The organism is Vreelandella profundi (genome assembly GCF_019722725.1).
In the GTDB taxonomy this organism is placed as follows: domain Bacteria; phylum Pseudomonadota; class Gammaproteobacteria; order Pseudomonadales; family Halomonadaceae; genus Vreelandella; species Vreelandella profundi.
This window is the reverse complement of sequence record NZ_CP077941.1, coordinates 2,654,531-2,678,618: the sequence shown is the minus strand read 5'-3', so window position 1 is coordinate 2,678,618 and position 24,088 is coordinate 2,654,531. Positions and strand designations below refer to the sequence as shown.

Here is a 24,088-nt window from a genome sequence, read left to right as displayed (position 1 = left end):
GGTGCTTTAGAGCACCGTTTTTCTATGCTGGATACGGTGATTTAAAGCCTAGGTATGTGCGCTAGTCGACAACATCAGGAACCTTGTAAAGATATTGACTGTCTTAGCGCTAAATGTTCTATATTAGGTGTGTTGAAAGATCTATAAAGAATTAAGGTGCTAAATACCCCCTAAGCTAAGATCTACTAAGGAGTAGCGCATGTCATTACGTATCAATGCCGTTGTCCCCGATTTTAAAGCGGACACTAGCCAAGGCCCGATCAGCTTTCATGAGTGGATTGGCGACAGCTGGGCGATTTTGTTTTCGCACCCTAAAGATTTTACGCCGGTGTGCACCACCGAATTTGGCGCCGTCGCGCAGCTAAGCGCTGAGTGGGAAAAGCGTGGCACGAAAGTAATCGGTGTCTCGGTGGATGGCGTTGAAGACCATAAACGCTGGGCAACAGATATTGAGACCTACAGCGGCAGTAAAGTCGGCTTTCCGATCATCGCCGACGATAGCCTGAACGTTTCCAAACTGTTCGATATGCTGCCAGCAGAAGCCTATTTGCCAGATGGCCGTACGCCGGCAGATAGCGCTACCGTGCGCTCGGTCTTTATCATCGGCCCGGATAAGCAGTTAAAACTGTCAATGACTTATCCAATGTCCGTAGGGCGTAATTTTGCAGAAATTCTTCGCGCGCTAGATGCACTGCAAACGACGGCCAAACATGGCATTGCAACGCCTGCCGACTGGACCGTGGGCCAAGATGTCATTATTCCGCCGAGCGTTTCGGATGAAGATGCCAAGCAGAAATTTGGCGAATTTAACGCCGTGCTGCCGTATCTGCGTAAGACTACCCTGCGTTAATCCCGCCTCTTATTCTCCGCAAGCGTATTGAAACAGCGTCAGTCGGCCCTTAGAGCGTTGACTGACGTTGCCAGCTTCCTGCTAGCGACTCTTTTACGGTATAGGCCTAACTCTTTAATGGATTAACGTGCTGTCGGAAGCGGCTACCGGGCATTGCCTATATTCAGCGTTATAAAGAAGTGTCCATATCGCCTTTGGCTGGCTGGGAATATGTTAAATTGGCGCTCCGCTAGTTAATCGTTTCGTTCTTCAGCACTTTTTTTGCTTGCATTAGGCTAACTATCTACATGGAAAATACGCTGTTATTAGGATTTTTAGGTAGCTTAGTCGCTGGCCTGTTAACCGCCGTCGGGGCACTGCCGGTGCTGCTTGGTAAAACGCCTAGCCGAGGCTTTCGTGACCTGGCGCTAGGGTTTGCAGCGGGTGTGATGCTGGCAGCGTCATTCTTCTCGCTGATTATTCCAGCGCTAGATGCTGCGGAAATTTATTATTCCGGCGGCCCGGTGCCAGCGGGAATTGTCTGTATCGCTATCTTGCTCGGTATGGGCGCCATCGCGCTGCTTAACGAGCATTTACCTCACGAGCATTTTGCCCAAGGTCGCGAAGGGCCAGAAGCTGCATCGCTGCGTCGGGTATGGCTGTTTGTATTCGCTATTACTATCCATAACTTGCCAGAAGGTATGGCGGTGGGGGTTGGTTTTGGTGCCAATGGGCTGGAAGGTGGCATGCCGCTGGCCATCGGCATTGGGCTTCAAAACATGCCGGAAGGCCTCGCCGTTGCGGTGGCCTTAATGGGCGAGGGTTACTCAAAGTGGCGCTCTTGGTCAATTGCCGCGCTGACCGGTCTGATCGAGCCCATTGGCGGGCTTTTCGGCGCGAGCATCATCAGCGTTTCTCAAATTCTGTTGCCCTGGGGCCTGGCGTTTGCCGCTGGCGCCATGCTGTACGTCATCAGCCATGAAATCATTCCTGAAACGCACCGCTGCGGCCATCAGAAAAAAGCGACCTTTGGCTTGGCGATGGGCCTCGTCATTATGCTGTTTTTGGATGTATGGCTGGGCTAGTTAAGCGCTAGCGTAATGCATCTGCGCCGCCATGCGGCCCCGCGTGGTGGCAAAGCTGGTGATCGCTGAGTACATCAATAATATGGCAATGGCCAATATTGCCTCCTTCGCACTGATGGATCATGCGTGTGAGCTCATCACGTACGGCGGTCAGCCGTGCGAGCCGCGCTTCAACCTCGGCTAGGTGACGCTTTGCCAGTGTATCCACCTCTTCGCAGGGCATGGTGGGGTGATCTGCCATGTGCAGCAGCTCGCGTACCGCCTCAACTGAAAAACCAAAGTCGCGGGCATGACGAATAAACGTCAGCCGGCGGATAGCAGCGGCTGTATAGCGGCGCTGGTTGCCTGCATTGCGCGGCGCTGAAGGCAGTAGCCCGATACCTTCGTAATAGCGCACCGTTTCGGGCTTGCAGCCTGACTGGCGTGCCAGCTCACCAATACCAATATATTGCTCTGTGTTCGCTGGCGGTGAGTTTTGCTCTCGCATTGCTTGACCCTCTAGTCGCTATAGGTATTACGCTTCTAAGATAGACGAATCTGGAGCACCATGCGATGAGTGACACCCCATTAGCTAAAAATCAAACGATCACCATGCGCGTGCAAGGCATGGACTGCGGTGGCTGTGAGCGTAAGGTGGAGTCAGCGTTAAAGCGCTTAGGTTCCGTTGAGTCGGTCTCGGCTAGCGCCGTGGCGGGATCGGTTCAGTTGACCGCTCAAGACGGCGACGTTCTTTCACACCACGAGATTGAGTCAACGATTACGGCCTTGGGCTACCGCATCATTGACGAAACGAGTGCGGCTCATGACGCTGGTGAATCTACTCCCTGGTGGCAGTCGCCCAAAGGGCGTTTAGTGATCGTTAGTGGTGCCTTGCTGGCGCTGGCGTGGGTGCTGAAGTTTATGTGGCCTGATTTAGGCACATGGCCCTTTATAGCGGCCACCGTTGTCGGCCTTGTGCCAATTGTGCAGCGTTCGTGGCAAGCGCTCAGATTAGGCAATCCTTTCACCATTGAAATGCTAATGAGCATTGCCGCGCTGGGGGCATTAGCGATCAACGCCGCCGCCGAAGCCGCCGTCGTGGTGTTTCTGTTTGCGGTGGGCGAGATGCTGGAAGGCGTTGCCGCGGCCCAAGCGCGGCGCAGTATTTCAGCGCTCTCAAAGCTAACCCCTTCTACCGCGCGCCTATTAGAGCAAGGTGAAGCGCGTGAGGTTTCCGCTGCCTCGCTTATGCCCGGCCAGCGGGTGCAAGTCCGCCCCGGCGACCGTCTACCCTGCGATGGAAACATTGTCGCTGGCCGTTCGCATATCGATGAGTCGCCGGTAAACGGGGAGTCGATGCCGCGGGAGCGGGAGGAGGGCGAGTCAGTTTTTGCCGGCACTGTGAACCTTGATGGCGTGCTAGAAGTTGAGGTAACCCGCAGCGCTGAAAATAACACCATTGCCCGCGTGATTAAGCTGGTGGAAGAAGCTCAGGCGGCTAAAGCGCCGGTTGCGCGCTTTATTGATCGCTTTGCCTTTTTCTATATGCCTGCCGTCGTCGCCGTGGCGCTGTTGGTTGCGATTGTGCCGCCGCTTGTCTCGTCTATGCTGTGGTCTGAGTCTATTTATCGTGCGCTAGCCCTGCTGTTGATCGCCTGCCCGTGCGCGTTGGTGATTTCAACCCCTGCGGCGATTGCCGCGGGGTTGTCGGTGGGCGCAAGAAACGGCCTATTAATGAAAGGCGGTGCGGTGCTGGAACAGCTAGGCAAGCTCAAGCGAGTAGCGCTGGATAAAACCGGCACGCTTACCGCGGGAACGCCTAGCGTCACGGATGTGGAAGGGCTTGACGCTGAAAGTAATGGTGCCGATGTTTTACGCCTAGCCGCCGCGCTTGAGCAAGGGTCGAGCCATCCGCTCGCCGTCGCGATTGGTGACTATGCCCGGCAACAGGGCGTGTTGATACCCGCGGTTCAGGCGGGACACGCCCTATCAGGGCAGGGCGTAGCCGGACAGGTAGAAGGGCGAGAATTAATGCTGGTGAGCCCCCGCTATCTGCAGCGCTTTGCTACCCGCCCCAGCGGTTGGGATGCGCGTATCGAGGCGCTGGAAACCCAGGGCAAAAGTCTTGCCGTGCTGGTGCAGAATGAGCGGCCCTTAGGTTTAATCGCCTTACGCGACGAGCCACGCGAAGATGCGCGTAAGGGCCTCCAAGCACTAGAGCGCCTGGGCGTGGATGTCGTTATGCTCAGTGGTGACAATGTCCGCACGGTGGCTGCCATCGGTGAACAGCTGGGAATTGAGGCTGAAGGCGAGCTGATGCCCGAAGATAAGGCTCAGCGAGTGCGCCAGTGGCAGGCCCAAGGGCTGGGGCCGGTCGGTAAAGTAGGCGATGGTATTAACGATGCGCCGGCGCTCGCGGCGGCTGAGGTGGGCATTGCCATGGGCAGTGGCACCGACGTAGCGCTTGAAACCGCCGATGCCGCGCTGCTTAAAAACCGTGTCACTGGGATTGCTGAAATGATCTCACTCTCACGGGCGACCATGCGCAACGTCAAAACCAATGTGGCGCTGGCACTTGGTTTTAAAGCATTTTTTCTAGTTTCTACCGCGCTGGGTATTACCGGCATGTGGGTTGCCGTTATGGCTGACACCGGGGCAACCGTTCTGGTTACCCTCAATGCGCTGTACTTATTGCGCTATCGCTTTAACGACATCAGCTAGCGCTGAACATACTCCACCAGCGCTTGGGCGAACGAATCGGTGGTGCCGGTTCCGCCCAGGTCGGGAGTGACCATATCGCGACGCGTCTCCAGCACGGTACGAATGCCCAGGCGGATCGCGTCGCCTTTTTCATTCATACCTAGATGATCAAGCATCTGAGCGGCAGCCAGCAGTAGAGCACAGGGATTGGCGATATTTTTACCTTGAATGTCCGGCGCTGAGCCGTGTACAGCCTCAAAAATCGCCGCTTTCTCGCCAATGTTGGCCCCGGGTGCCAGGCCTAAACCGCCCACTAGTCCGGCGCACAGGTCTGAAAGAATATCGCCAAACAGATTCGTGGTGACAATGACATCAAACTGATGCGGATTCATCACCAGCTGCATGCAGGCGTTATCGACAATCATCTCCTGGAATTCGATCTCGGGGTACTCGTTAGCAACCGCGCGCGCTACGTCCAGAAACAGCCCTGAGCTGGTTTTGATGATATTGGCTTTATGAACCGCGGTGACTTTTTTGCGGCCGTTTTTCCTGGCCAGCTCAAAGGCATAGCGTGCGATGCGCTCAGAGCCTTTGCGGGTCACTTTAATCACTGCGATGCCGGTATTGCCATCGTCGATCATTTCTTGATCATCGGCGAGATAGGCACCTTCGGTGTTTTCACGCACGGTAATCATATCGATACCGTCGTAGCGAGAGCGAGTGCCTGGAAAGCTTATAGCCGGGCGCACGTTAGCATACAGATCAAAGTGGCGGCGCAGTTGAACGTTGATCGACGAAAAGCCCTTACCAATCGGCGTGGTCAGCGGGCCTTTTAACGCGATGCCGTGTGTTTCGATAGCATCTAGTGATGCCTGGGGAATCAAACTGCCATGCTTTTCGAGCGCGCCTAGGCCAGCGTCAATATGTTGGTAGGTTAAGCCGCAATCTAAGGCGTCGAGTACTCGCAGCGTGGCGTCCATAATTTCGGGGCCGATGCCGTCGCCCTTGATGACTGCAATAGATTGGCTCATGTTACGTTCCTCTTTATATTGGCAGATTTATCAGCAGCACCCATTAAATAACCGTCGGTGCTGCGTCAACGAGAATAGTGGTCAATGGGTCGTTGAAGCTCTATACGTTATTGTTAGCGCGCATGGTACGCCCAATTATGCCTTTAGACACCCTGGCGTCAGGCAATGCCGGGTGCAGTGAGGGGGAATTACTGATAAGATTTCGCCGCCTATCGACAGATAACAGTGGTAGGCGTTTTCTTAACAGCTAGGCATAACGGTAATGACCCGCTCAAACATGACTCGCCTAACGATAGTATTGGCGCTACTCACTGTAGGGCTGATGACTCCGCCCTAGGTTCCCCTCCCCATGCGATACGCCCCGGCTCATCTTGCTGTTAGGCGTTGCGGCACGCTATTGCCTTTTTTCCGCCTAATGGGCGGGTTTTATCATTCGATTCCGTAGTTAATAACGCTAGTAATACCCCCGTGCGACGTTTGTTGTGCGCGTGTTGCGGCGTCAATTCGGCCAGCGGATCGGCTTATCTAGTATCTCAACGGTGGACGCCCATGGCTCTTTTTCGTAAGCAAGAGTGGTTTTCCAATATCAAGGGCGACACGCTCTCAGGCATAGTGGTTGCTCTTGCCCTTATTCCTGAGGCAATTGCTTTTTCCATTATTGCCGGCGTTGACCCTAAAGTTGGCCTTTACGCTTCTTTCTGTATCGCGGTGGTGATTGCGTTTGCCGGCGGCCGGCCGGGGATGATCTCAGCGGCTACCGGCGCCATGGCGCTGTTAATGGTAACGCTGGTGAAAGAGCATGGGCTTGAATATCTGCTGGCGGCAACGCTGCTCACCGGCGTGCTGCAAATTGTGGCAGGCTATCTAAAGCTTGCGGACCTAATGCGCTTTGTGTCGCGCTCGGTGGTGACCGGGTTCGTCAATGCGCTGGCTATTCTCATTTTTATGGCGCAGCTGCCTGAACTGACGGACGTGACCTGGCATGTCTATGTCATGACTGCGGCAGGCTTGGGCATTATCTACCTGTTTCCTTACTTGCCGATGATCGGTAAAGCCATCCCGTCTCCGCTAGTGTGCATCGTCGTGCTTACCATTGTGTATATGCTAAGTGGCATGGACATCCGCAGCGTCGGTGATATGGGCGAACTGCCGGATACCTTGCCCATATTCCTGTGGCCAGACGTGCCGCTTACGCTAGACACGCTGTGGATTATTTTACCCTACGCGCTAATGCTGAGCGTGGTGGGCCTATTGGAGTCGATGATGACCGCCACGATTGTCGATGACTTGACCGATACGCCGAGTAACAAAAATCGCGAATGTAAGGGCCAAGGGCTCGCCAATATTGGTGCCGGCCTTATGGGCGGCATGGCGGGCTGCGCGATGATTGGTCAGTCAGTCATCAACATCAAGTCCGGCGGTCGTACACGGCTGTCTACGCTGATTGCTGGCGTTGTGCTGCTGCTAATGGTGGTGTTCCTGGCGGACTGGGTGTCTCAGATTCCTATGGCGGCGCTAGTCGCGGTGATGATCATGGTATCGATCGGGACCTTTAGCTGGGAATCGATTCGCGATCTTAGAAAGAATCCGATAAGCACCAATATCGTTATGCTGGCGACCGTTGCCGTGACGGTCAGTACGCATAACTTAGCCATCGGCGTGTTTGTGGGTGTACTGCTCGCTGCGCTGTTCTTTGCAAATAAAGTCGGCAATATTCTGTATATCGGTTCCAAACAAACGGATGCAGGCAGGTCGCGCGAATATCAGGTCGTGGGCCAGGTGTTCTTCGCCTCTTCAGAGCGCTTTACGAAAGCGTTTGATCTTAAGGAAAGCATTGAAAGTGTCACAATTGATCTTTCTAGAGCGCACTTTTGGGACGTGACCGCTGTACAGGCGCTTGATCGAATTGTCATTAAGTTTCGCCGAGAGGGCACAGACGTCGCGCTTGTTGGGCTGTCTGAAGCGAGTGCAACCGTCGTTGACCGCTATGCTATTCACAACGATCCGGTTGCCGTTGAGAAGCTGATGGGCGGCCACTAAGCCAACAAGGAGAGCATAATGACTGATCAAGTAATGGCCGCCATTGACGGCTCGCCGTTTGCCGAAGGCGTTTGTGACTATGCCGTGTGGGCAAGCCAAGCGCTGGCATCGCCTTTAAGCCTGCTGCACGTGGTCGACAATCACTCACCGGTGACAGACAGCAAGGATTTCTCAGGTAATTTACATCTTGGCGACCGTGAGCGATTGCTGGAAGAGCTTTCGGCGGCTGATGAGCAGCGCGCTAAAGCGAATCGCGAGCGGGGTCAACAAATGTTAGCGAGCGCCAACGCGCGTGCGGTTGACGGCGGTGTGGCGGCGCCCGTTACTCGGCAGTTCAACGGCACGCTGGTCGAAACCCTCGTCGGCCTGGAACAAGAGATGCGCTTACTAGTAATAGGTAAGCGCGGCGAGGCGAGCCATCCTGCGAGCGGGCACTTAGGCGCTAATCTTGAGCAGGTGGTGCGTGAAATGCATCGGCCGATTCTGATGGTGCCGAAAACCTATCAGCGGCCAGAAAAGATACTGATGGCATTTGATGGCAGCAAAACGGCCTGTAAAGGCGTCGAGATGCTGGCGAAAAGCCCGTTATTTAACGGCATTGTCTGCCACATTTTGATTGTTGGCGCCGACACAGCAGAAAATCGCGCTCAGTTAGCCTGGGCGCTGGCGACGCTGCGTGAAGCGGGTCATGACGCGCAAGGGGCGATCCGCGCAGGCGAAGTGGATAAAACCCTGCAGGTCTATGAAAAAGAGCACGATATTGACCTGCTCGTCATGGGCGCCTACGGCCATTCGCGTATTCGACATTTGTTAATAGGCAGTACCACAACGGCCATGCTACGCGGCAGCCGTATTCCCATTTTAATACTGCGCTAAAACGTTCTTTTTAAGCCGGCCTGCGTATACGAGGGTCGGTTTTTTTATGCCCGCTATTTTGGATCTGGCAACAGTCTGCTAGGTACCCAGCGCAGATAGGCCACCATGCCAAACAGCTCTACCAACGATTGAAATACGATTACCACGACTGCGGCCTGCCAAGCGTTGGGCAGCGACAGCGCGATCGGTAGCATGACAAAAGAGTTGCGCGTACCGAAGCTAAAGACCAGCGTTCTGGCGCTCGTGAGCGGTAGTGTAAACAGTCTGCCCAGTCCTTTTCCCAGCAGTGCCGCAAAGACTAAAAAACCTATAAAAATAAACACAACCTGTAATAGCACTGAGCTTAGCCCAATCACGGTATTAACCTGGGATGCCGCGATAATAAACACCACCAGCGCCAGAAGCGGCACCGGCAGCAACCCCAGATGCTGAACGGCACGTTTGGCGATGGGCTGACGCTGGGCGATATGCTCGGTTAACCAGGCGAGCGCTAACGGTAGGAGGATAAGACCGAAAAAGGCACTGAGCAGCGGTTTAGAAAGTGCTAGCTGGAACCACTCACGGCCTAAAAAGAGCCACAGATACGCAGGCAGCGCGATCATTTGTATCAGCAGCAACAGCGGCGTAGCGGCAACCGCTCGGACGGTATCGCCCCTGCCTAAATGCGTGAAGGTAATAAACCAATCGGTGCAGGGCACCAGTAGCACTAGCAGCACGCCGGCCATCACGGCGGGAGAAAGCGGAACCCACATCACGACAAGGGCTAAAAAAGCCGGAATAGCAATAAAATTACCGATCATCAGCGCTGCCATAAAGCGCTTATCTTTCACACTGCTGGCAATGTGTAGCAGCGGGATTTGCGTGAAAGTGGCGTAAAGTAGTGCACCTAGCAAGGGCCACAGCAATGGCTCAAGGGGCCCGGCAATGTTCGGCGCGGCGATGCCAAGTGCTAGTCCTAACCCAATAAATAACAGGTATAGCCAGGACTGATGCTTTTCCATCTGATCGCGCATTATGAGCGGCGCCCTTGTGATGCCATTCGCTCGCCTAGTAGCGCAGCCCCTAGCCAAAGAGGAACGCTTACCGCTACATAGAGTAGTGCCAACGTGACGTGGTGTGTTTGGATAAGATGAAGCGTTTCCAAGCTGAACAGCGAAAAAGTCGTGAAGCCGCCGCAAAAACCCGCGATAAGAAACGGTTGCCAGCGTGCAATACGCCCATGCGAACGCCGAGTGGCGGTCGCCGCCAGCCAGCCGATTAACCAAGAGCCCGCCACATTAACCACCAGCGTACCAAGCGGAAAGTAGCTGCCCAGAGTGGCTAACGCGCTGAGCGAGACACCGTAGCGTAGCGCACAGCCAATGCCACAGCCTAACCCAACCGCCAGATAGCGCATTTGCATGGCATTCATGCGCTGCCCCCGGTTAGCTGCCAGCCGAAGTACACCCCGACTAACCCCAGTAGCACAGTGGCCATAATATTAACGGCGGCTTGCACTGCCTCGCCGCGTTGCCAAAGCTCAAGCGTTTGCAGACTAAAAGAGGATACCGTGGTGTAGCCGCCCAGCCCGCCTACCACTAAGACCAGCCAGAGCGAGTTGTCGGCGGCAGCGTTCGGCAAGCCAAGCGTGCCGAGCAGCCAGCCGGCGGCGATGGAGCCACTTAAATTGACGGCCAGCGTGCCCCATGGAAAAGCGCTGCCTAAATGCTTAGCGAGCAAGCTGGAAATAGCAAAACGGCTCATGCCGCCAACAGCACCTCCCAGTGCCACTAGCAGCATGTTTACAATGGCCTGCCCCATAGCGTCTCCTTAGCCACCTACGTTGGTTAGGCGGCTAAGTTTAGCATGCGCGTTCGACGATATATGCACACGCTGATACAGAGCGTGACGTTAACGCCTGAGTGCAAACAATCACTAAGCCAATTCACGCTTTGTTTGATGAGAGGCCGCGGTATCAGCCGTGTTAGCCGCAAGGTTAATGCCTGAAATCAATGCTTTCAGCGAAGCGCTAACCGTATCGCTATCTTCGGCAACGGCACAGAGTCGCTGACCATCGATATTCAGCTGTACAAAGGCAATGGCGTTAGCCTCGCTGCTGGCACCCAGCGAGTGCTCGCTGTAATCGAGAATACTCACGCTGCTGCCCGAGTGGGTTTGCCACGCATCGGTGAAGGCAGACATCGCGCCATTGCCTTTGCCAGAAAGGAGTAGCGGCTTATCACCCTCGCGCAGCGTGACTTCAATGCCTTCTTGCTGGCCCTTAGAAAGGCGGTAATCGCCCAGCGAGAGCGGCGCTTCCTGAGTGAAGTGATCGAACATCACTTGGCGAACCATGGCACTTGATAGCTCGCTGGCGCGCTGCTCACTTTCCTGCTGAACGTAAGGAGCCAGGGCCAGCATCATCCAGCGTGGCAGGTTAATGCCATAATCGCGCTCAAGCAGGAACGCCATGCCGCCTTTGCCTGACTGACTGTTGACGCGAATGACCGCCTGATAATCGCGGCCAATGTCGTGAGGGTCGATGGGCAGATAGGCCACTTGCCACGGCTCGTCGGGCTTTTGATGCTTTAGGGATTTGCGAATCGCATCTTGATGACTGCCTGAGAAGGCGGTGTAAACCATCTCGCCTACCCAAGGGTGGCGCGGATGTATCGCAATGCCCGTACACTCATTGACCACCTGAATAATTTCATCAGGATTAGACAGGTCAAGTTCAGGATCAATGCCCTGGCTGTAAAGGTTCATCGCCAGCGTGACGATATCCATGTTGCCCGTGCGCTCGCCGTTACCCAGCAGCGTGCCTTCCACCCGTTCAGCGCCGGCCAGCAGCGCAAGCTCGGCGGAGGCCGCTGCACCGCCGCGGTCATTGTGGGTATGTACCGAGATGATCACGCTGTCGCGACGGCTGATGTGCTGGCAGAAATACTCAATCTGATCGGCATGGTGATGAGGGCCCGCCACTTCCACCGTAGTGGGCAGATTGAGAATGCACTTGTTATCAGGCGTGGGCTGCCATACATCCATGACCGCTTCGCAGATCTCCAGCGAGAAATCGATCTCAGTGCTGGAAAAGCTTTCCGGGGTGTATTCAAAGCACCACTGAATATCAGGGTAGCGATCGGCATAGGTTTTAACCCACGTCGCTCCCTGAACGGCGATATCGACAATGCCTGCGCGATCCATTTCAAATACGCGTTCGCGTTGAATGGTAGATGTCGAGTTGTACAGATGAACAATGGCGCGTTTTGCGCCCACTAGTGAAGCAAACGTTTTTTCAATTAAGTGTTCGCGGCACTGAACTAGCACCGCAATGGTGACATCCTCAGGAATTTGATCTTCATCGATCAGCCAGCGCACGAAGTCGTAGTCGGGCTGGCTGGCCGAAGGAAAGCCTACCATGACTTCTTTGATGCCTACTTTTACAATCTGGTGCCAGAAGCGCTGCTTCTGCTCAACGGTCATCGGTTCAAGCAGCGCCTGATTGCCGTCGCGTAGATCCTCACTCACCCAAATCGGCGCATGATCAAGATCACGATCCGGCCATTGGCGATTGAAGGCGGGAACGCGGGGGGCAGGGCGATATTTGCGATGATCGAAAGCAGACATAGTGATCTTCCTGAAAGTAACGGTTAAATGGATATTCGGCTGCTGGTAGCGTAAGCCGTTGCTCATCGGTGCTAGGCATTACATGGGTACTGAAACGCTGCGCTGACGCCGTGACTGCTTTTGGCAGCATACATAGTGTAAGTGATTTGCGGCGATAGTTTGTTGCGAAGATGTGTGTGTAGAGAGGATAATTGGCAGCTTATATCTTTAAATAATACATATTTGGCAGGAGATGCTGGTTATGGCCGTGACGCCGCTTGCTCTGGATCGTTTTGACCGACATATTTTAAATATTGTTCAGCAGGAAGGGCGTATCAGTAATCAAGAATTAGCTGATCGTATCGGACTTTCGCCCTCGCCCTGTTTACGCCGGGTGCGGGCGCTGGAAGAAAACGGTTTGATACGCCAGTATCGCGCAGAAGTCGATGCGCGTCAGCTTGGCTATCAGCTAATGGCGCTCTTGCATATTTCCATGGACCAGCACACGCCTGAGCGTTTTGATAACTTCGAACGCCACATCCGTGAGGTTCCTAATGTCATTGAGTGCTTGATCATTACCGGTCAAGCCGCTGACTTTCAGCTCAAGTTATTAGTGCGCGATATGGACGATTATCAGCACCTGCTGCTGCACGTGATTAACCGTATTGAGGGCGTGATGGGCGCGCATACCAGCTTTGTGCTGAGGCGTGTCTTTGAGCATCGGCCGGTGCCGACGGACTGCCTTGGGTAAGAAGCCATAGTCAATGACAAGCTCGTCAGTTTAAACTGCTTTATTCGACTGCTTTTTTACAACTTGTTAGGAGTTCTAACTATGACTATTCAGCGTCACGATACGAAAGCCCGCATGAGCCGTGCCGTTATTCATCAGGGAGTTGCGTATCTGTGTGGCCAAGTATGTGGCCCCGACGTTCGTAATGGCGATATTACGGCCCAAACAGCAAGCATGCTGGCACGGGTAGATGCACTGTTGAAAGAGATTGGGAGCAGTCGTGAGCAGCTGCTGAGCGCCACCATTTATCTAAAAGAGGGCAGTGACTTTGCCGCCATGAACGACGTGTGGGATGCCTGGGTGCCAGAAAGTTACGCACCGGCCCGCACTTGCGTGTGCGCACCGATGCCGGCCGATGAACTCAAAGTTGAAATTACCGTTACCGCCGCTGTGAGCTAATAACGTTTAGCGGCTAACGACCGCTGCTCACAGTTATTTTGCCGCTTTTTCGATTGGAAAGCGGGTGTCTCGCAGGCTGTCTTTGATTTTCTTGAGATGCGGCAAAAAGTCTTCCCCACGCCTTAAGGTTACGCCGGTGGCTAGCGCGTCAATCAGCGTTAATTGAATAACGCGTGAGGTCATCGGCATGTAGTGGTCGGTGTCCTCTGGGGTAGCGACGTCCAGGGTTGCCGTACACTCTTGCGCCAGCGGCGACTTGGGGGCAGTAATGCCAAGAACGACCGCCCCTGCTTCGCGTGCCAGACGAGCAATATCGACCAGCTCCCGAGTGCGTCCGGTATAGGAAATAATCACCACCACGTCACCGGTGTGGCAGGCAGCAGCCACCATGCGCTGCATGAGCACGTCTATGTAGGCCATCACCGGCAGGTTAAAGCGAAAGAACTTGTGCTGTGCATCTTGGGCAACTGCGCCAGAAGCACCTAGACCAAAAAAATGAATTTGCTTAGCCTGAGTAAGATAGTCAACCATGCGCTCTACGGCGGTGATGTCGATCTCGCGCTGAGCTTCATCGAGCGCTGCAATCGTGGCGCCAAAAATCTTATGCGTATATTGGGTTGCAGAGTCGCCGGGCTCTACTGCACGGGTGACATAAGGCGTACCGCCCGCAAGGCTTTGGGCGAGCTTGATTTTGAAATCGGGATAGCCTTTAGCACCAAAGTTGCGGCAAAAACGATTAACCGTAGGCTCACTGACGCTGGCTGACTGAGCTAAGCTTGCGATGCTAAGGCTGGTCGCTAACGTAGGGTCTTCAAGAATGACATTCGCAACTTTGCGCTCCGAACGGTTGAGCTCTTCCAGTCGTTCGCGTAGGCGGTCCAGCAAGTCATGAGCCATTAACGGTCTCCGTGTTAGTAGTGGAAAAAATCGGCTTCCATGCGGAACACCAGGTGACAAATTCTTCAGCCGGCAGCGGGCGGGCGTAAAAGTAGCCTTGTGCGGCTTCACAGCCCATAGCACTTAAATATGCCGCTTGCTCTGCTGTTTCAATGCCTTCTGCTACCACGTCGCAGCCCACGCTGTGGGCAAGCTGCGTGATGGTGCGCGCTAATTGGCGGTCCTTCTCACTGGTGGCCAAATCCATCACAAAGGCGCGATCAATTTTTAACGTAGAGAAGGGCAAGGTCTTAATGTAGGCCAGCGATGAATAGCCCGTGCCAAAGTCGTCGATAGCAACGGCAATATTAACCTCCGAGAGTTTCGAAAGCTGTGCTTTGGCATTATGTATATCACTCATTAAGCCTGATTCGGTCACTTCCAGTGCGATAAAGCGCTCGGGGATATTGTGTTTGGCCAGCTGCGCTAGCAGGCGCTCGGTAAAATCTTTACGCGCCAGCTGTCTAGCCGCCACATTGACAGCAATATGAAAATCGTCGCTTAACAGGTTGCTGGCGCGCCATGCCACGATGTACTGCATGGTTGCTTCAAGCACCCACTCGCCAATCGCGAGGATATCACCGCTGGCTTCGGCGAGCGGAATAAAGTCTGCCGGTGAAATGTGACCTAGCTCAGGATGGTGCCAGCGCAATAAGGCTTCAGCCCCAATAATTTGCTGGGTGGTTAACGAAAGCTTTGGCTGAAAAACTAGAGACATCTCGCCGCGCTGGGGGGCGCCGCGTAGCGCCTGCTGTAGGTACAAGCGGTGGCGTTGCTGGGCTTCCAGCGCTTCGCAGTAATGCTGGATAGGAGGGCAGTCTTTCTGAGGTAGCGCCAGCGCAGCCATGTGTACAAGTCGTTCCGTTTCAAAGCGAGCCTGTGAACAGCTAATGCCAATGCGCGCATTCAGCGGTATTAATAAATGACTAAAAGACTGGTCATGTTCAAAGCAACCCAGCAGTTGTTCTGCAAGCTGCTGAAGGAGTGCCGGTTCGCTGCTATTCACGATCACCAGAAGCTCGCTGCCACCCCATAAACCTAGCTCGCTGCCTTGATTGAGGCATTCGGCAAGCTGGCGGCTAATATGCACCATCAGCTGGTCAGCGACACTGTAACCATGCAGCCGCACGACGTCGTCTAACTGGTCAATGGCGACAAATAATAGGCCCGTATCGCCCCCGCCCATTGATGCTTCTTTAAGCCGTTGAGTCAGGGCACGTCGATTAGGAAGCTGAGTCGTGGGGTCGGTCAGCGATTGGCGATCAAGCTCTTTAGTGCGTTTGGCGACCATCTGCTCAAGCGTTTCCGCCTGATGGTCGCGTACCTGGTAGCGATGCTCAAGGCTGAGCGTGTTGCGGATCCGCTGCAGTACCTCGTCGTGCTTAAGTGGCTTGGTAATAAAATCCCGCACCCCTAAGCTTAAGGCGCGATGACGCGTTTGATCGTCGACTTGAGCAGTTAACACGATCACGGGCGGCATGCGGTGGGCAAAGTGCTCGTGCAGTTGATTAATCACTGCATAGCCATCCAGATGCGGCATGCGGATATCAAGTAAAATGAGATCAGGAAGGTGTTGCTGGCAGTGCGCAAGGACTAGCCGAGGGTCGCTGACGCCGTGAATATTTTCAAAACCATGCTCATCCAGCAGGTCAAGCAATAGCTCAACGTTAACGCTGTTGTCATCTACGATGAGTAAATGTTTATGAGCGAATGTCATGGTGTCTTCCTAGACGTAATAGCAGCAGCATAAAGAAAATGGTTAAGCGTTAATGTCAGTTTGTCGATATCAATCGGTTTCGTTAAGTAGTCTTTGAAGCCAGCGGCCAGGCCATAGCTACGATCGCGCTCCATAGCGTTAGCAGATAAGGCAATAACCTTAATATGCTTAAGCTGCGGATCTTGCTGCATGATATCCAGCGCCTGAAAGCCGTTCATGCCGGGCAAATGGATATCCATTAGCACTAAATCGGGCGGAGAGTGGCGCATTATCTCAAGCCCTAGCTCAGCGCTGGCAACGGTCTGAAGGCGTACATGGCTGAATTCTTCAAGGATGTCTTCCATCAGCCGCTGGTTGGCCGGGTTGTCTTCAATATAAAGCAGCTGAAACTGATGCTGAAGGCTGGCGTTGGCTCCCGCACTCTTAAACGCAGAGGCCGGCTCTTCTGACGTATCTCGTTCGGTAATCGGTAGCGTAAACCAGAACGTTGAGCCGATGTCTGGGTGGCTGGTCACACCAATGCGCCCTTGCATACGCTCAACCAGCTCTCGCGTAATGGCGAGCCCGATGCCTGTACCCTCGATAGAGCCGTGTTCTGCATCCAAGCGATTGAAGGGTTCAAAAAGCTCGTGTTGGCGCTCGATGGCAATGCCGGTGCCCGAGTCGATAATGCTGATACGCAGCTCAGTATCAAGCGCCTCGGCAGCAATGCTGATCGTGCCATGCTGGCGGTTGTACTTGATAGCATTAGAAAGCAGGTTGAGTAGCACCTGTTTCGTGCGCGTGTAGTCAGCAGCCACGTACCATGGTTCTGAGAACGGCAGGCAGGTGAGCGTAATCCCCGCGGCTTCTATTGTCGCTTCAAGCGTACTGCACGCATCATCAAGCACGTTCTGTATCAATATAGGCTCAATGGAGAGCGGCACATGACCGGCTTCAATTCGGGCTAAATCCAGCACCTCATTGATTAAACTTAGCAGATGCTGGCCGCTTTTTTCTATTTGACCCACTTGGCGCTGCTGTTTGTCACTCAGCGGGTCGCGCCGCGCCTTACCCAGCAGTTGGGAAAAGCCAATGATGGCATTGAGCGGGGTGCGCAGCTCGTGGCTCATCGAGGAAAGAAATTCGCTTTTGGCTTGGTTGGCTTTTTCGGCGAGATCGCGGGCAGCGCCTAGATCGCTCATCACCTGATCACGTTCGGCCATTTGCCGGTAGAGATTGATCAGTAGCGCGCAGGTGTCGGTAAACGGCTGAAGCCAGTCGAGCAGCGCCTGATTGAGTGGCTGCTTGCTATTGGCAATGGCGAACATGCCAATTAACTGGCCACCGTTAAAAATAGGCACGCCCAAGTAGTTGTCGATACGCGGGTGTCCGGAAGGGAAGCCGCCTCGCTTTGTATGACGATAAACGTCATTGGTCATAATCACGTCGCCCGAGGCGAATACTCTACCTAACAGCGAGTTAGGATTGGTCAGCGTCATATTGCCGCTGCGCAACTGCTCCATTAAATGTTTAGATTCTTCACTCCATGAGAGGTCGGTAATCGCGTGAATTTTGAGGGCATTGGTGGTGTCAGTGGGCATCACTTCACCAATCAATGCGTAGTCGCTATCGGTAAGCTCGCGCAGCGCTTCCATGAGAAACGTCCACAGGCGCTCACCCGACATTAGCGCTTGATAGTCGGTAATGCCTTGGTGGAGCACCTTAAGCAGATTTTCTTCTTTGCGTATTCGGCGGTTGGCGTCATAAATCCCGGTGAGATCGGTCAGCACGCCTAAAAACTCTACCACTGCGCCCTGATCATCGTGAATGGCGTTGATAGCAAGATGCACGGGAATATGGTGGCCGCTTTTATGCAGCGCTTCGACTTCCCGGCCGCGGCCAATCACTGTCGGTTCGCCGCCTTGGATATAGCGAGAAATAAAACTGTCGTGCTGAGCGGCGATGTTGGGTGGCGTTAACATGGCAACATTTTGGCCAATTAGCTCGGCTTCTACATAGCCGAGAAGCGCTAGCGCGAAAGGATTGATGCCAATAATAATACCCGTGTGATCAATACGTATTTTGGCAGTCGCGCTTTTAGTAAACAGTGCTTCAAAGTGGCTCGCTGTACGGGTTAGTTCTGCTTGAAGCTGGTGTTGGCGAAGCAGTTCTTCCACCTGTCCTGCTAAGCTTCCTAGTAGCTTTACATCGCGTTCGCTGAAGAGACGAGGCTGGCTGTCGATGAGGCACAGCGTGCCTATCGCCATACCATTTGTTGGTCGTAGCGGATAGCCTGCGTAAAAGCGGATATGCGGGAGGTCGCCGACCAGGGGGTTGTCGAAAAAGCGCTCATCTTGAAGCGTGTCTTCAATCACCAGCGGCGCATCATGGGCAATCGCGTGCGCACAGAAAGACAGCTCGCGGCTGGTTTCACAGACGTCGAGCCCCTGATGTGATTTAAACCATTGGCGCTCTTTATCGACTAACGAGACCAGCGCGATAGGAACGTCAAACAGGTCGCGGGCCAATTGCGTCATACGCTCAAACGCTTGCTGTTTAGGTGTGTCGAGTACCTGAAGAGCATGCAAAGCCGCCAAACGCTGTGTTTCATTATGAGGGGTATTGGGGGCTTGCATGATGATTCCGCGGCAGTGAATGAGTAAAAATACCACAAGGTCGCTATATCAATAGCCTATTACCTATCGATCATTAACCCATATTAACTATCGGTCATTAACGCATAAGCTTTAGCCCAGCCCAATGAGCTTTATGAGCCAGCGCCGATACGGCGGATAGAGCATGCGACTAGGTGTGCGTTTAGCTTGATAAAACACGCCGCGTAAATGACTGAAGCGCTCAAAACCGTGACGGCCATGATAAGCACCCATACCGCTTTCGCCTACGCCGCCAAACGGCAGAGAAGGCACCGCGTGATGAAGGAGCGTTGCGTTAAACACCAGAGCACCGGAGCGAGTGGTGCGCAATAGCTGCTCTTGCAAGCTCTTATCGTGCGTAAACACATACAGCGCCAGCGGGTGTGGTCGAGCATTGACGTAGCTGACTGCCGCTGGCATATCGCTCACGCCAATGACGGGGAGGCAGCGGCCAAAAATTTCTTCACGCATGACCTGCAGCCCTTGGTGAGGGTCAATAATCAGTGCCGGTGCATGGGCACCATGATCAATGATCCTGCAGCCGTGGTCGCGGGCTTCTTGCAGCATATGCTCGTGGCGATCTTGGTGAACCGTATTGATCGCATGCGTGACGGCGTGATCATTAGGCCGCTGCTGCTCAATCGCATGGCTTAACGCCGTTACTAAGGCGCTAAGATGACGGCTTTCAACCAGCACGTAATCAGGGGCGATACAGGTTTGTCCGGCATTCATTCCTTTGCCGAAGATAATCGCAGCGGCGGCTTGATTAAGATCCGCATCGCCGGCCACAATTGCCGGCGATTTACCGCCTAGCTCCAGCGTCGTTGGGGTTAGATTTCGCGCGGCGGCTTGGGCTACCTGGCGCCCAACGGCGGTGGAGCCGGTAAACACTAGATGGCCAAACGGGAGTTCGCTAAAGCGACGCGCCATTTCTACGCCGCCTTCTACCACGCACAGTTCTTCAGGCGTGAAGTATTGCGAGGCTAAGCGCTTAAGCAGAGCGCTGGTGTTGGCGGTGTGCTCGCTGGGCTTGAGCATGGCGACGTTGCCAGCGGCAAAGGCGTCCACAATGGGCATTAATGCCAAGCTCCAGGGGTAGTTCCAGGGCGACATCACGCCAATCACGCCCAGCGGTTGAGGCGCAATGCGTGCGCGAGCGGGTAGCAGCCGCCACGACATGCTTGCCATGCCTGGCCGCATCCAGCGCCATAGGTGTCGCCTGGCATAGTGAATCGCATGCAGCACCGCGCTAATTTCTGCCATGCGTATTTCGACGTCACTGCGTTGGCCGAAATCCGTTTGAATCGCACGTATAATGTCTAGCTGATGGTGCTTGGTCATGCGGGCTAAGCGTGCTAGCCGATCACGCCGAATTTTTAGCGTCGGGTAGGGCAGTTGGTCCGCAGCTTGGCGCTGCGTTTGAAAATAATCCGTTAGATCGCGCGTCATGGCCCATCCTTGTGCGCCGCTTTCGGCGTGGAGTGATTAAACTGTTCATATAAAGCGTCCATCTAAACAGTTAGTGTAAAGTGGCGCAGGCCAGGGCTTGCAGAGTGGACAGTGCGCTAGCCCTGCACGCTCTGCAAGCCCTGTACTCACCGGAGATGCTATGTCGTTACGCCCGCTTTCGCTCACCATTCTACCCACTATGGCGGCCGTCACGGCAAGCCAATGGGATTCACTGGTAGATAACGATCAGCCATTTTTGCGCCACGCTTTTTTACACGCTTTAGAGGCCAGTGGCTCCGTCAGCATGGCGACGGGTTGGGAGCCTTGTCACCTGAGCGTCTGGCAGGATGAGCAGCTAGTCGCAGCGATGCCGATGTACCGTAAACATCATTCTTACGGTGAGTATGTATTTGATTGGGGCTGGGCGGAAGCCTTAGAGCGCGCCGGTGGCCGCTACTATCCTAAAGCACTCAGTGCCGTGCCGTTCACGCCAGTGCCGGGGATTCGTACGCTGATCGCTAAGCAGGTTGATGCCGGTGCAATACGTGCTTTTTTGGCGCAGGCGTGGCGTGAGCAGTGCGTGAGTGAGGCGCTTTCCAGCTGGCATTTATTATTTGCCAATGAGGCTGATGTCACTGCCTGGCAGGCGCAGTGTCCTGATCTCATCACTCGTGAAGGCGTGCAGTTTCAGTGGCGCGATCGAGGCTTTGGTGATTTTGATGGCTTTCTTGCGACGCTCACCTCCAAGCGGCGCAAGATGATCAAGCGTGAGCGACGCCTGGTCGCAGACCAGGGCTTAAGCGTGACAAGGCTAGAAGGTGATGCCATTACGCCAGCGGCGATGGCGCATTTCTTTCGCTGCTATACGATGACCTACCACGAGCGTGGACGCGCGCCGTATCTCAATCATGATTTTTTTGAACGCCTGCGCCAAACCATGCCGGACGCGCTGGTATTAGTTCAGGCGCACAGTGAAGGGCGCCCGGTCGCGGCGGCGCTCTATTTTCGTGGCACCGATTCGCTCTACGGGCGCTACTGGGGAAGCGAGGTCGTTGCTGACTGCCTGCATTTTGAAGCCTGTTATTACCAGGGCATCGAGTACTGCTTGCAGCACGGCCTGACGCTATTTGATCCTGGTACCCAGGGCGAGCACAAGCTCGTGCGCGGCTTTACACCGCAGCGAGTGCGCTCACTGCATTACATCAGCCACCCAGGGCTTGCCGCAGCCGTTGGGCAGTTTTGCCACGAAGAGGGTGAGCAGGTGCGCGCCTACCGCGAGGCGGCTCATGATGCGCTGCCATTTAAATAAACGGCGGCTCGCTGGTGTTGCCCCTTAATGGCATAATGCGTTTTAAATTTAGCGGACTTACAGAGGAGAGCAGCGATGCGTAAATGGCTAGTGATGGCGCTGCTCGCAGTAGTAGCACTGCTTCAATATGAGCTATGGCTGGGCAACGGCGGCTGGCGAGATTTGCAGAATGTAGAGCAGCGAGTAGCGGTACAGGAAGCGACCAATCTGCCCATGCGTGAGCGCAATGCGCGGCTTGCGGCTGAGGTGACGGATTTAAAAACCGGTCTGGATGCTATCGAAGAGCGGGCGCGCAGCGATATGGGGATGGTGCGTACCGACGAGCAGTTTTTCTGGGTGCCCGGTGTGGCGATCAAAAATGAGCTGATTGGCATTAACGCCGGCTTAATCGCTCCGCAAGAGCCGCCTCCGTGAGTCAAACGTGGCTGATAGTGCCTGCCGCGGGCCAGGGTCGCCGGATGGGCGCCAGTAAACCCAAGCAGTATTTAACGCTGTCCGGCCAACCGATACTGGCGCATACGCTAAAGCGCCTGCATGGCGCATTTCCAAGCGCTCGGCTGGTGCTGTGCCTTGATGATGACGACCGCTGGTTTGCCCCAGATTTGGTGCCGTTTGCCGATTGGCAGCGCGTGTCGGGCGGCAGTGAGCGGATGGACAGCGTATTGAATGCGCTGCATGCCATCGAGGCTCAGGGTGACGATATCGTGATGGTGCACGACGTGGCGCGCCCCTGTATCACGCACGGTGACTTACTGGCACTTTATCGCGCCGCGGCCAATCATCCCGGCGGTGCACTGCTAGCGATGCCCGTTGCCGACACCATGAAACGTGGTAATCAGCAAGGCCTGAGCGTTCGCACCGAGTCTCGTGATGGCCTATGGCATGCGCTGACGCCTCAAGGATTTCGCTATGCCTTGCTTCTGCGTGCCTTGGAAACGGCTCGCCGCCACAACACGGTCGTGACCGATGAAGCCTCGGCGGTTGAAGCGCTGGGTGCAAGCCCTCAATTGGTCAGCGGCCGGCGCGATAATTTGAAAGTCACGCATCCGGATGATTTAGCGCTGGCTGCCGCGATCATTGCGTCCCAGGCGCTTGCCTCCCAAACCGATGAAACGTCAGAAAGGTGCCTGTAATGCGTATTGGCCATGGATTTGATGTACACCGCTTCGGCCCCGGCGACCACCTAATGATAGGCGGCGTAAAACTGCCGTTTGAGCATGGTTTTGTTGCCCACTCCGATGGCGATGTGTTGCTACACGCCATTAGCGATGCACTCCTGGGTGCGTGCGCACTGGGTGATATTGGTCGCCACTTTCCGGATACCGACCCCGCCTGGGCAGGCGCTGATAGTCGTGACCTGCTGCGCCATGTGGTCGGGCTTGTGAGAGGGCAGGACTATGGCGTGGTTAACCTTGATGCCACGCTGATGGCACAGGCGCCCAAAATGGCGCCGCATATCGAGGCAATGCGCGCCGTTATCGCAAGCGACCTTAATATTGCGCTTGGCCAGGTTAACGTTAAAGCCACCACCACCGAACGGCTGGGTTTTACCGGGCGCGGCGAAGGCATCGCTGCGGAAGCCGTGGTGCTGCTAAATCGAATAGAGACGCTTAATGATTAATATGCCGACATGGCAGCGCTATCTTGATGCTCAGTTCGGCCCCCCGCAGCCAGGTCAGTACCGCGCTCAGCCAGAAGATTTCTGGGTAGATGAGCAGCTTGATTTTATTCCAGAAGCGCATGGCGAGCATCTTTGGCTGAGAGTAGAAAAGCGTAATCAAACGACGTTAGACGTCGTCAATACGCTGAGTCGGCTGTGCGGCGTTACGCCCCGCGATATTGGTTATTCCGGTATGAAAGACCGCATTGCCGTGACGCGCCAATGGCTAAGCGTGCACCTGCCGGGTCGCGATGCGCCGGCGGATCTGGAACAATCGCTTAATTCGCTGGGCGTTACGGTCGTCGAGCAGGTGCGCCATCCGCGTAAACTCAAGCGTGGAGTTCATCGCACCAATAGATTCGTGCTGCGGATCAGCGGTGAGGCGATTCATCAGGAAGATTTTACCCGCCGCTGGGAAACGCTTTGCCAGCATGGCGTGCCTAACTATTTCGGCCCCCAGCGCTTTGGTCCTGAGGGTCGCAACCTTCAGCGTGCCGAAGCGTTACTTAACCGAGGTTGGCGAAAGCGCGACGATCGGCAGGGTATGATGCTTTCTACCGCACGCAGTTTCTTATTTAACCAGCTGCTCAGCGAACGCTTGGCGGATGGCACTTGGCGTCAGCCTCTTGCAGGCGACACCCTCATGCTGGACGGTACGCAAAGCGTGTTTAGCATTGACCAAACCGATGACACGCTGAGTGCGCGTGCCGCCGCGTTAGATGTTCATCCCACTGGAATTTTGTGGGGCGTTGGCGAGCCTAGTCAGGGCGAGGTCGCCGGCTACGAGTCACGGCTGTTGCAGCAATATCCGGCGCTTTGTGAAGGGTTGGAACGAAGTGGCGTAAAGCAAGCCCGCCGTGCGCTGCGGATGCGGTTATTAGAGCCACAGCTTACGTGGGAAGCCGAGGCCGTTCGGCTTTCCTTTGCATTGCCGCGGGGAAGTTTTGCTACCGCGGTGCTGAGTGAACTGATCGCGGCAAGCTGATGGCGATGAACTGAACGTTGTGACTTACGCATTACAAATTAAGCGTTGCGAATTGAACGGCGGCCATTGCCGGTATATCGAG

The 24,088-nt window shown here is 54.8% G+C and carries 22 protein-coding genes; 12 read left to right on the top strand and 10 right to left on the bottom strand.

The genetic code is table 11. From position 1 onward, the window contains the following. The first annotated feature begins 199 nt into the window (after positions 1 to 199). The gene (locus KUO20_RS12260) at positions 200 to 850 is read left to right on the top strand and encodes a peroxiredoxin (RefSeq protein WP_235040137.1); all 651 of its coding nucleotides are present in this window, start codon (positions 200 to 202) and stop codon (positions 848 to 850) included. A 287-nt stretch (positions 851 to 1,137) separates the two neighbouring features. After that, a complete protein-coding gene (locus tag KUO20_RS12255; RefSeq protein WP_235040136.1) occupies positions 1,138 to 1,914 on the top strand; it encodes a ZIP family metal transporter in 777 nt (258 codons plus the stop codon). A 7-nt stretch (positions 1,915 to 1,921) separates the two neighbouring features. Here the strand turns inward: KUO20_RS12255 and KUO20_RS12250 are convergent, their stop codons facing one another. Then, positions 1,922 to 2,401 (bottom strand): MerR family transcriptional regulator, encoded by a 480-nt coding sequence (locus KUO20_RS12250; protein WP_235040135.1) that lies wholly within the window; start codon positions 2,399 to 2,401, stop codon positions 1,922 to 1,924. 65 nt (positions 2,402 to 2,466) lie between these two features. Here KUO20_RS12250 and KUO20_RS12245 point away from each other — a divergent pair, with 65 nt between their 5' ends. Continuing rightward, positions 2,467 to 4,614: a heavy metal translocating P-type ATPase gene (locus KUO20_RS12245; RefSeq protein WP_235040134.1), complete on the top strand. Its 2,148-nt coding sequence runs from the start codon at positions 2,467 to 2,469 to the stop codon at positions 4,612 to 4,614. Here the strand turns inward: KUO20_RS12245 and KUO20_RS12240 are convergent. Continuing rightward, complete coding sequence (locus KUO20_RS12240; RefSeq protein ID WP_235040133.1) at positions 4,611 to 5,624, bottom strand: isocitrate dehydrogenase; 1,014 nt, start codon at positions 5,622 to 5,624, stop codon at positions 4,611 to 4,613. The genes KUO20_RS12245 and KUO20_RS12240 overlap by 4 nt on opposite strands. A gap of 549 nt (positions 5,625 to 6,173) precedes the next feature. Between KUO20_RS12240 and KUO20_RS12235 the strand changes: the two genes are divergently transcribed. Both KUO20_RS12235 and KUO20_RS12230 read left to right on the top strand, forming a co-directional pair. Next, entirely contained in the window at positions 6,174 to 7,664 is a 1,491-nt protein-coding gene (locus tag KUO20_RS12235) for a SulP family inorganic anion transporter (RefSeq protein WP_235040132.1), read from the top strand. Positions 7,665 to 7,682: 18 nt separating this feature from the next. Continuing rightward, the gene (locus KUO20_RS12230; RefSeq protein ID WP_235040131.1) at positions 7,683 to 8,540 is read left to right on the top strand and encodes a universal stress protein; all 858 of its coding nucleotides are present in this window, start codon (positions 7,683 to 7,685) and stop codon (positions 8,538 to 8,540) included. Between the two features lie 53 nt (positions 8,541 to 8,593). Here the strand turns inward: KUO20_RS12230 and KUO20_RS12225 are convergent, their stop codons facing one another. The 4 genes from KUO20_RS12225 to KUO20_RS12210 form a co-directional block, all read right to left on the bottom strand. Beyond that, positions 8,594 to 9,553, bottom strand: coding sequence for an arsenic resistance protein (locus tag KUO20_RS12225; RefSeq protein WP_235040130.1), 960 nt, complete (start codon positions 9,551 to 9,553; stop codon positions 8,594 to 8,596). After that, complete coding sequence (locus KUO20_RS12220; protein ID WP_235040129.1) at positions 9,553 to 9,951, bottom strand: fluoride efflux transporter FluC; 399 nt, start codon at positions 9,949 to 9,951, stop codon at positions 9,553 to 9,555. The genes KUO20_RS12225 and KUO20_RS12220 overlap by 1 nt, the downstream gene beginning before the upstream one ends. Next, a complete protein-coding gene (gene crcB, locus KUO20_RS12215; protein WP_235040128.1) occupies positions 9,948 to 10,340 on the bottom strand; it encodes a fluoride efflux transporter CrcB in 393 nt (130 codons plus the stop codon). Before crcB ends, KUO20_RS12220 begins: the two co-directional genes overlap by 4 nt. A gap of 114 nt (positions 10,341 to 10,454) precedes the next feature. Further along, entirely contained in the window at positions 10,455 to 12,146 is a 1,692-nt protein-coding gene (locus tag KUO20_RS12210) for a 2-isopropylmalate synthase (protein WP_235040127.1), read from the bottom strand. A gap of 241 nt (positions 12,147 to 12,387) precedes the next feature. Here KUO20_RS12210 and KUO20_RS12205 point away from each other — a divergent pair, with 241 nt between their 5' ends. Then, positions 12,388 to 12,876 (top strand): Lrp/AsnC family transcriptional regulator, encoded by a 489-nt coding sequence (locus tag KUO20_RS12205; RefSeq protein ID WP_235040126.1) that lies wholly within the window; start codon positions 12,388 to 12,390, stop codon positions 12,874 to 12,876. Positions 12,877 to 12,957: 81 nt separating this feature from the next. Then, the gene (locus KUO20_RS12200; protein ID WP_235040125.1) at positions 12,958 to 13,314 is read left to right on the top strand and encodes a RidA family protein; all 357 of its coding nucleotides are present in this window, start codon (positions 12,958 to 12,960) and stop codon (positions 13,312 to 13,314) included. A 33-nt stretch (positions 13,315 to 13,347) separates the two neighbouring features. Here the strand turns inward: KUO20_RS12200 and KUO20_RS12195 are convergent, their stop codons facing one another. The 4 genes from KUO20_RS12195 to KUO20_RS12180 form a co-directional block, all read right to left on the bottom strand. Then, complete coding sequence (locus KUO20_RS12195; protein WP_096278465.1) at positions 13,348 to 14,211, bottom strand: MurR/RpiR family transcriptional regulator; 864 nt, start codon at positions 14,209 to 14,211, stop codon at positions 13,348 to 13,350. Beyond that, positions 14,201 to 15,967, bottom strand: a complete 1,767-nt coding sequence (locus KUO20_RS12190; RefSeq protein ID WP_235040124.1) for an EAL domain-containing response regulator — start codon at positions 15,965 to 15,967, stop codon at positions 14,201 to 14,203. Before KUO20_RS12190 ends, KUO20_RS12195 begins: the two co-directional genes overlap by 11 nt. Continuing rightward, positions 15,964 to 18,585 (bottom strand): GAF domain-containing protein, encoded by a 2,622-nt coding sequence (locus KUO20_RS12185; RefSeq protein ID WP_235040123.1) that lies wholly within the window; start codon positions 18,583 to 18,585, stop codon positions 15,964 to 15,966. The genes KUO20_RS12190 and KUO20_RS12185 overlap by 4 nt, the downstream gene beginning before the upstream one ends. 111 nt (positions 18,586 to 18,696) lie before the next feature. Beyond that, a complete protein-coding gene (locus tag KUO20_RS12180) occupies positions 18,697 to 20,052 on the bottom strand; it encodes an aldehyde dehydrogenase family protein (RefSeq protein ID WP_235040122.1) in 1,356 nt (451 codons plus the stop codon). Between the two features lie 160 nt (positions 20,053 to 20,212). On the opposite strand from KUO20_RS12180, the gene KUO20_RS12175 reads away from it, so the two are divergent. From KUO20_RS12175 to truD, 5 genes are all read left to right on the top strand, one after another. Continuing rightward, positions 20,213 to 21,361: a GNAT family N-acetyltransferase gene (locus KUO20_RS12175; RefSeq protein ID WP_235040121.1), complete on the top strand. Its 1,149-nt coding sequence runs from the start codon at positions 20,213 to 20,215 to the stop codon at positions 21,359 to 21,361. A gap of 75 nt (positions 21,362 to 21,436) precedes the next feature. After that, on the top strand, positions 21,437 to 21,775 hold the full coding sequence (ftsB, locus tag KUO20_RS12170; protein WP_235040120.1) for a cell division protein FtsB: 339 nt from the start codon (positions 21,437 to 21,439) through the stop codon (positions 21,773 to 21,775). Then, positions 21,772 to 22,494, top strand: a complete 723-nt coding sequence (gene ispD, locus KUO20_RS12165; RefSeq protein ID WP_235040119.1) for a 2-C-methyl-D-erythritol 4-phosphate cytidylyltransferase — start codon at positions 21,772 to 21,774, stop codon at positions 22,492 to 22,494. The genes ftsB and ispD overlap by 4 nt, the downstream gene beginning before the upstream one ends. Further along, positions 22,494 to 22,982: a 2-C-methyl-D-erythritol 2,4-cyclodiphosphate synthase gene (gene ispF / locus KUO20_RS12160; protein WP_235040118.1), complete on the top strand. Its 489-nt coding sequence runs from the start codon at positions 22,494 to 22,496 to the stop codon at positions 22,980 to 22,982. The genes ispD and ispF overlap by 1 nt, the downstream gene beginning before the upstream one ends. Further along, entirely contained in the window at positions 22,975 to 24,006 is a 1,032-nt protein-coding gene (gene truD / locus KUO20_RS12155; protein ID WP_235040117.1) for a tRNA pseudouridine(13) synthase TruD, read from the top strand. The genes ispF and truD overlap by 8 nt, the downstream gene beginning before the upstream one ends. Positions 24,007 to 24,088 lie beyond the last annotated feature (82 nt).

Excerpts from the sequence above, each read along its gene's own strand:
- KUO20_RS12245 (WP_235040134.1), top strand. The coding sequence starts at position 2,467 with ATGAGTGACACCCCATTAGCTAAAAATCAAACGATCACCATGCGCGTG.
- crcB (WP_235040128.1), bottom strand. The coding sequence starts at position 10,340 with ATGGGGCAGGCCATTGTAAACATGCTGCTAGTGGCACTGGGAGGTGCT.
- truD (WP_235040117.1), top strand. The coding sequence starts at position 22,975 with ATGATTAATATGCCGACATGGCAGCGCTATCTTGATGCTCAGTTCGGC.
- KUO20_RS12220 (WP_235040129.1), bottom strand. The coding sequence starts at position 9,951 with ATGAATGCCATGCAAATGCGCTATCTGGCGGTTGGGTTAGGCTGTGGC.
- KUO20_RS12260 (WP_235040137.1), top strand. The coding sequence starts at position 200 with ATGTCATTACGTATCAATGCCGTTGTCCCCGATTTTAAAGCGGACACT.
- KUO20_RS12185 (WP_235040123.1), bottom strand. The coding sequence starts at position 18,585 with ATGCAAGCCCCCAATACCCCTCATAATGAAACACAGCGTTTGGCGGCT.
- KUO20_RS12205 (WP_235040126.1), top strand. The coding sequence starts at position 12,388 with ATGGCCGTGACGCCGCTTGCTCTGGATCGTTTTGACCGACATATTTTA.
- KUO20_RS12200 (WP_235040125.1), top strand. The coding sequence starts at position 12,958 with ATGACTATTCAGCGTCACGATACGAAAGCCCGCATGAGCCGTGCCGTT.
- KUO20_RS12190 (WP_235040124.1), bottom strand. The coding sequence starts at position 15,967 with ATGACATTCGCTCATAAACATTTACTCATCGTAGATGACAACAGCGTT.
- KUO20_RS12225 (WP_235040130.1), bottom strand. The coding sequence starts at position 9,553 with ATGCGCGATCAGATGGAAAAGCATCAGTCCTGGCTATACCTGTTATTT.
- KUO20_RS12210 (WP_235040127.1), bottom strand. The coding sequence starts at position 12,146 with ATGTCTGCTTTCGATCATCGCAAATATCGCCCTGCCCCCCGCGTTCCC.
- KUO20_RS12195 (WP_096278465.1), bottom strand. The coding sequence starts at position 14,211 with ATGGCTCATGACTTGCTGGACCGCCTACGCGAACGACTGGAAGAGCTC.
- KUO20_RS12240 (WP_235040133.1), bottom strand. The coding sequence starts at position 5,624 with ATGAGCCAATCTATTGCAGTCATCAAGGGCGACGGCATCGGCCCCGAA.
- KUO20_RS12250 (WP_235040135.1), bottom strand. The coding sequence starts at position 2,401 with ATGCGAGAGCAAAACTCACCGCCAGCGAACACAGAGCAATATATTGGT.
- ftsB (WP_235040120.1), top strand. The coding sequence starts at position 21,437 with ATGCGTAAATGGCTAGTGATGGCGCTGCTCGCAGTAGTAGCACTGCTT.
- KUO20_RS12175 (WP_235040121.1), top strand. The coding sequence starts at position 20,213 with ATGTCGTTACGCCCGCTTTCGCTCACCATTCTACCCACTATGGCGGCC.
- KUO20_RS12230 (WP_235040131.1), top strand. The coding sequence starts at position 7,683 with ATGACTGATCAAGTAATGGCCGCCATTGACGGCTCGCCGTTTGCCGAA.
- ispF (WP_235040118.1), top strand. The coding sequence starts at position 22,494 with ATGCGTATTGGCCATGGATTTGATGTACACCGCTTCGGCCCCGGCGAC.
- KUO20_RS12255 (WP_235040136.1), top strand. The coding sequence starts at position 1,138 with ATGGAAAATACGCTGTTATTAGGATTTTTAGGTAGCTTAGTCGCTGGC.
- KUO20_RS12180 (WP_235040122.1), bottom strand. The coding sequence starts at position 20,052 with ATGACGCGCGATCTAACGGATTATTTTCAAACGCAGCGCCAAGCTGCG.
- KUO20_RS12235 (WP_235040132.1), top strand. The coding sequence starts at position 6,174 with ATGGCTCTTTTTCGTAAGCAAGAGTGGTTTTCCAATATCAAGGGCGAC.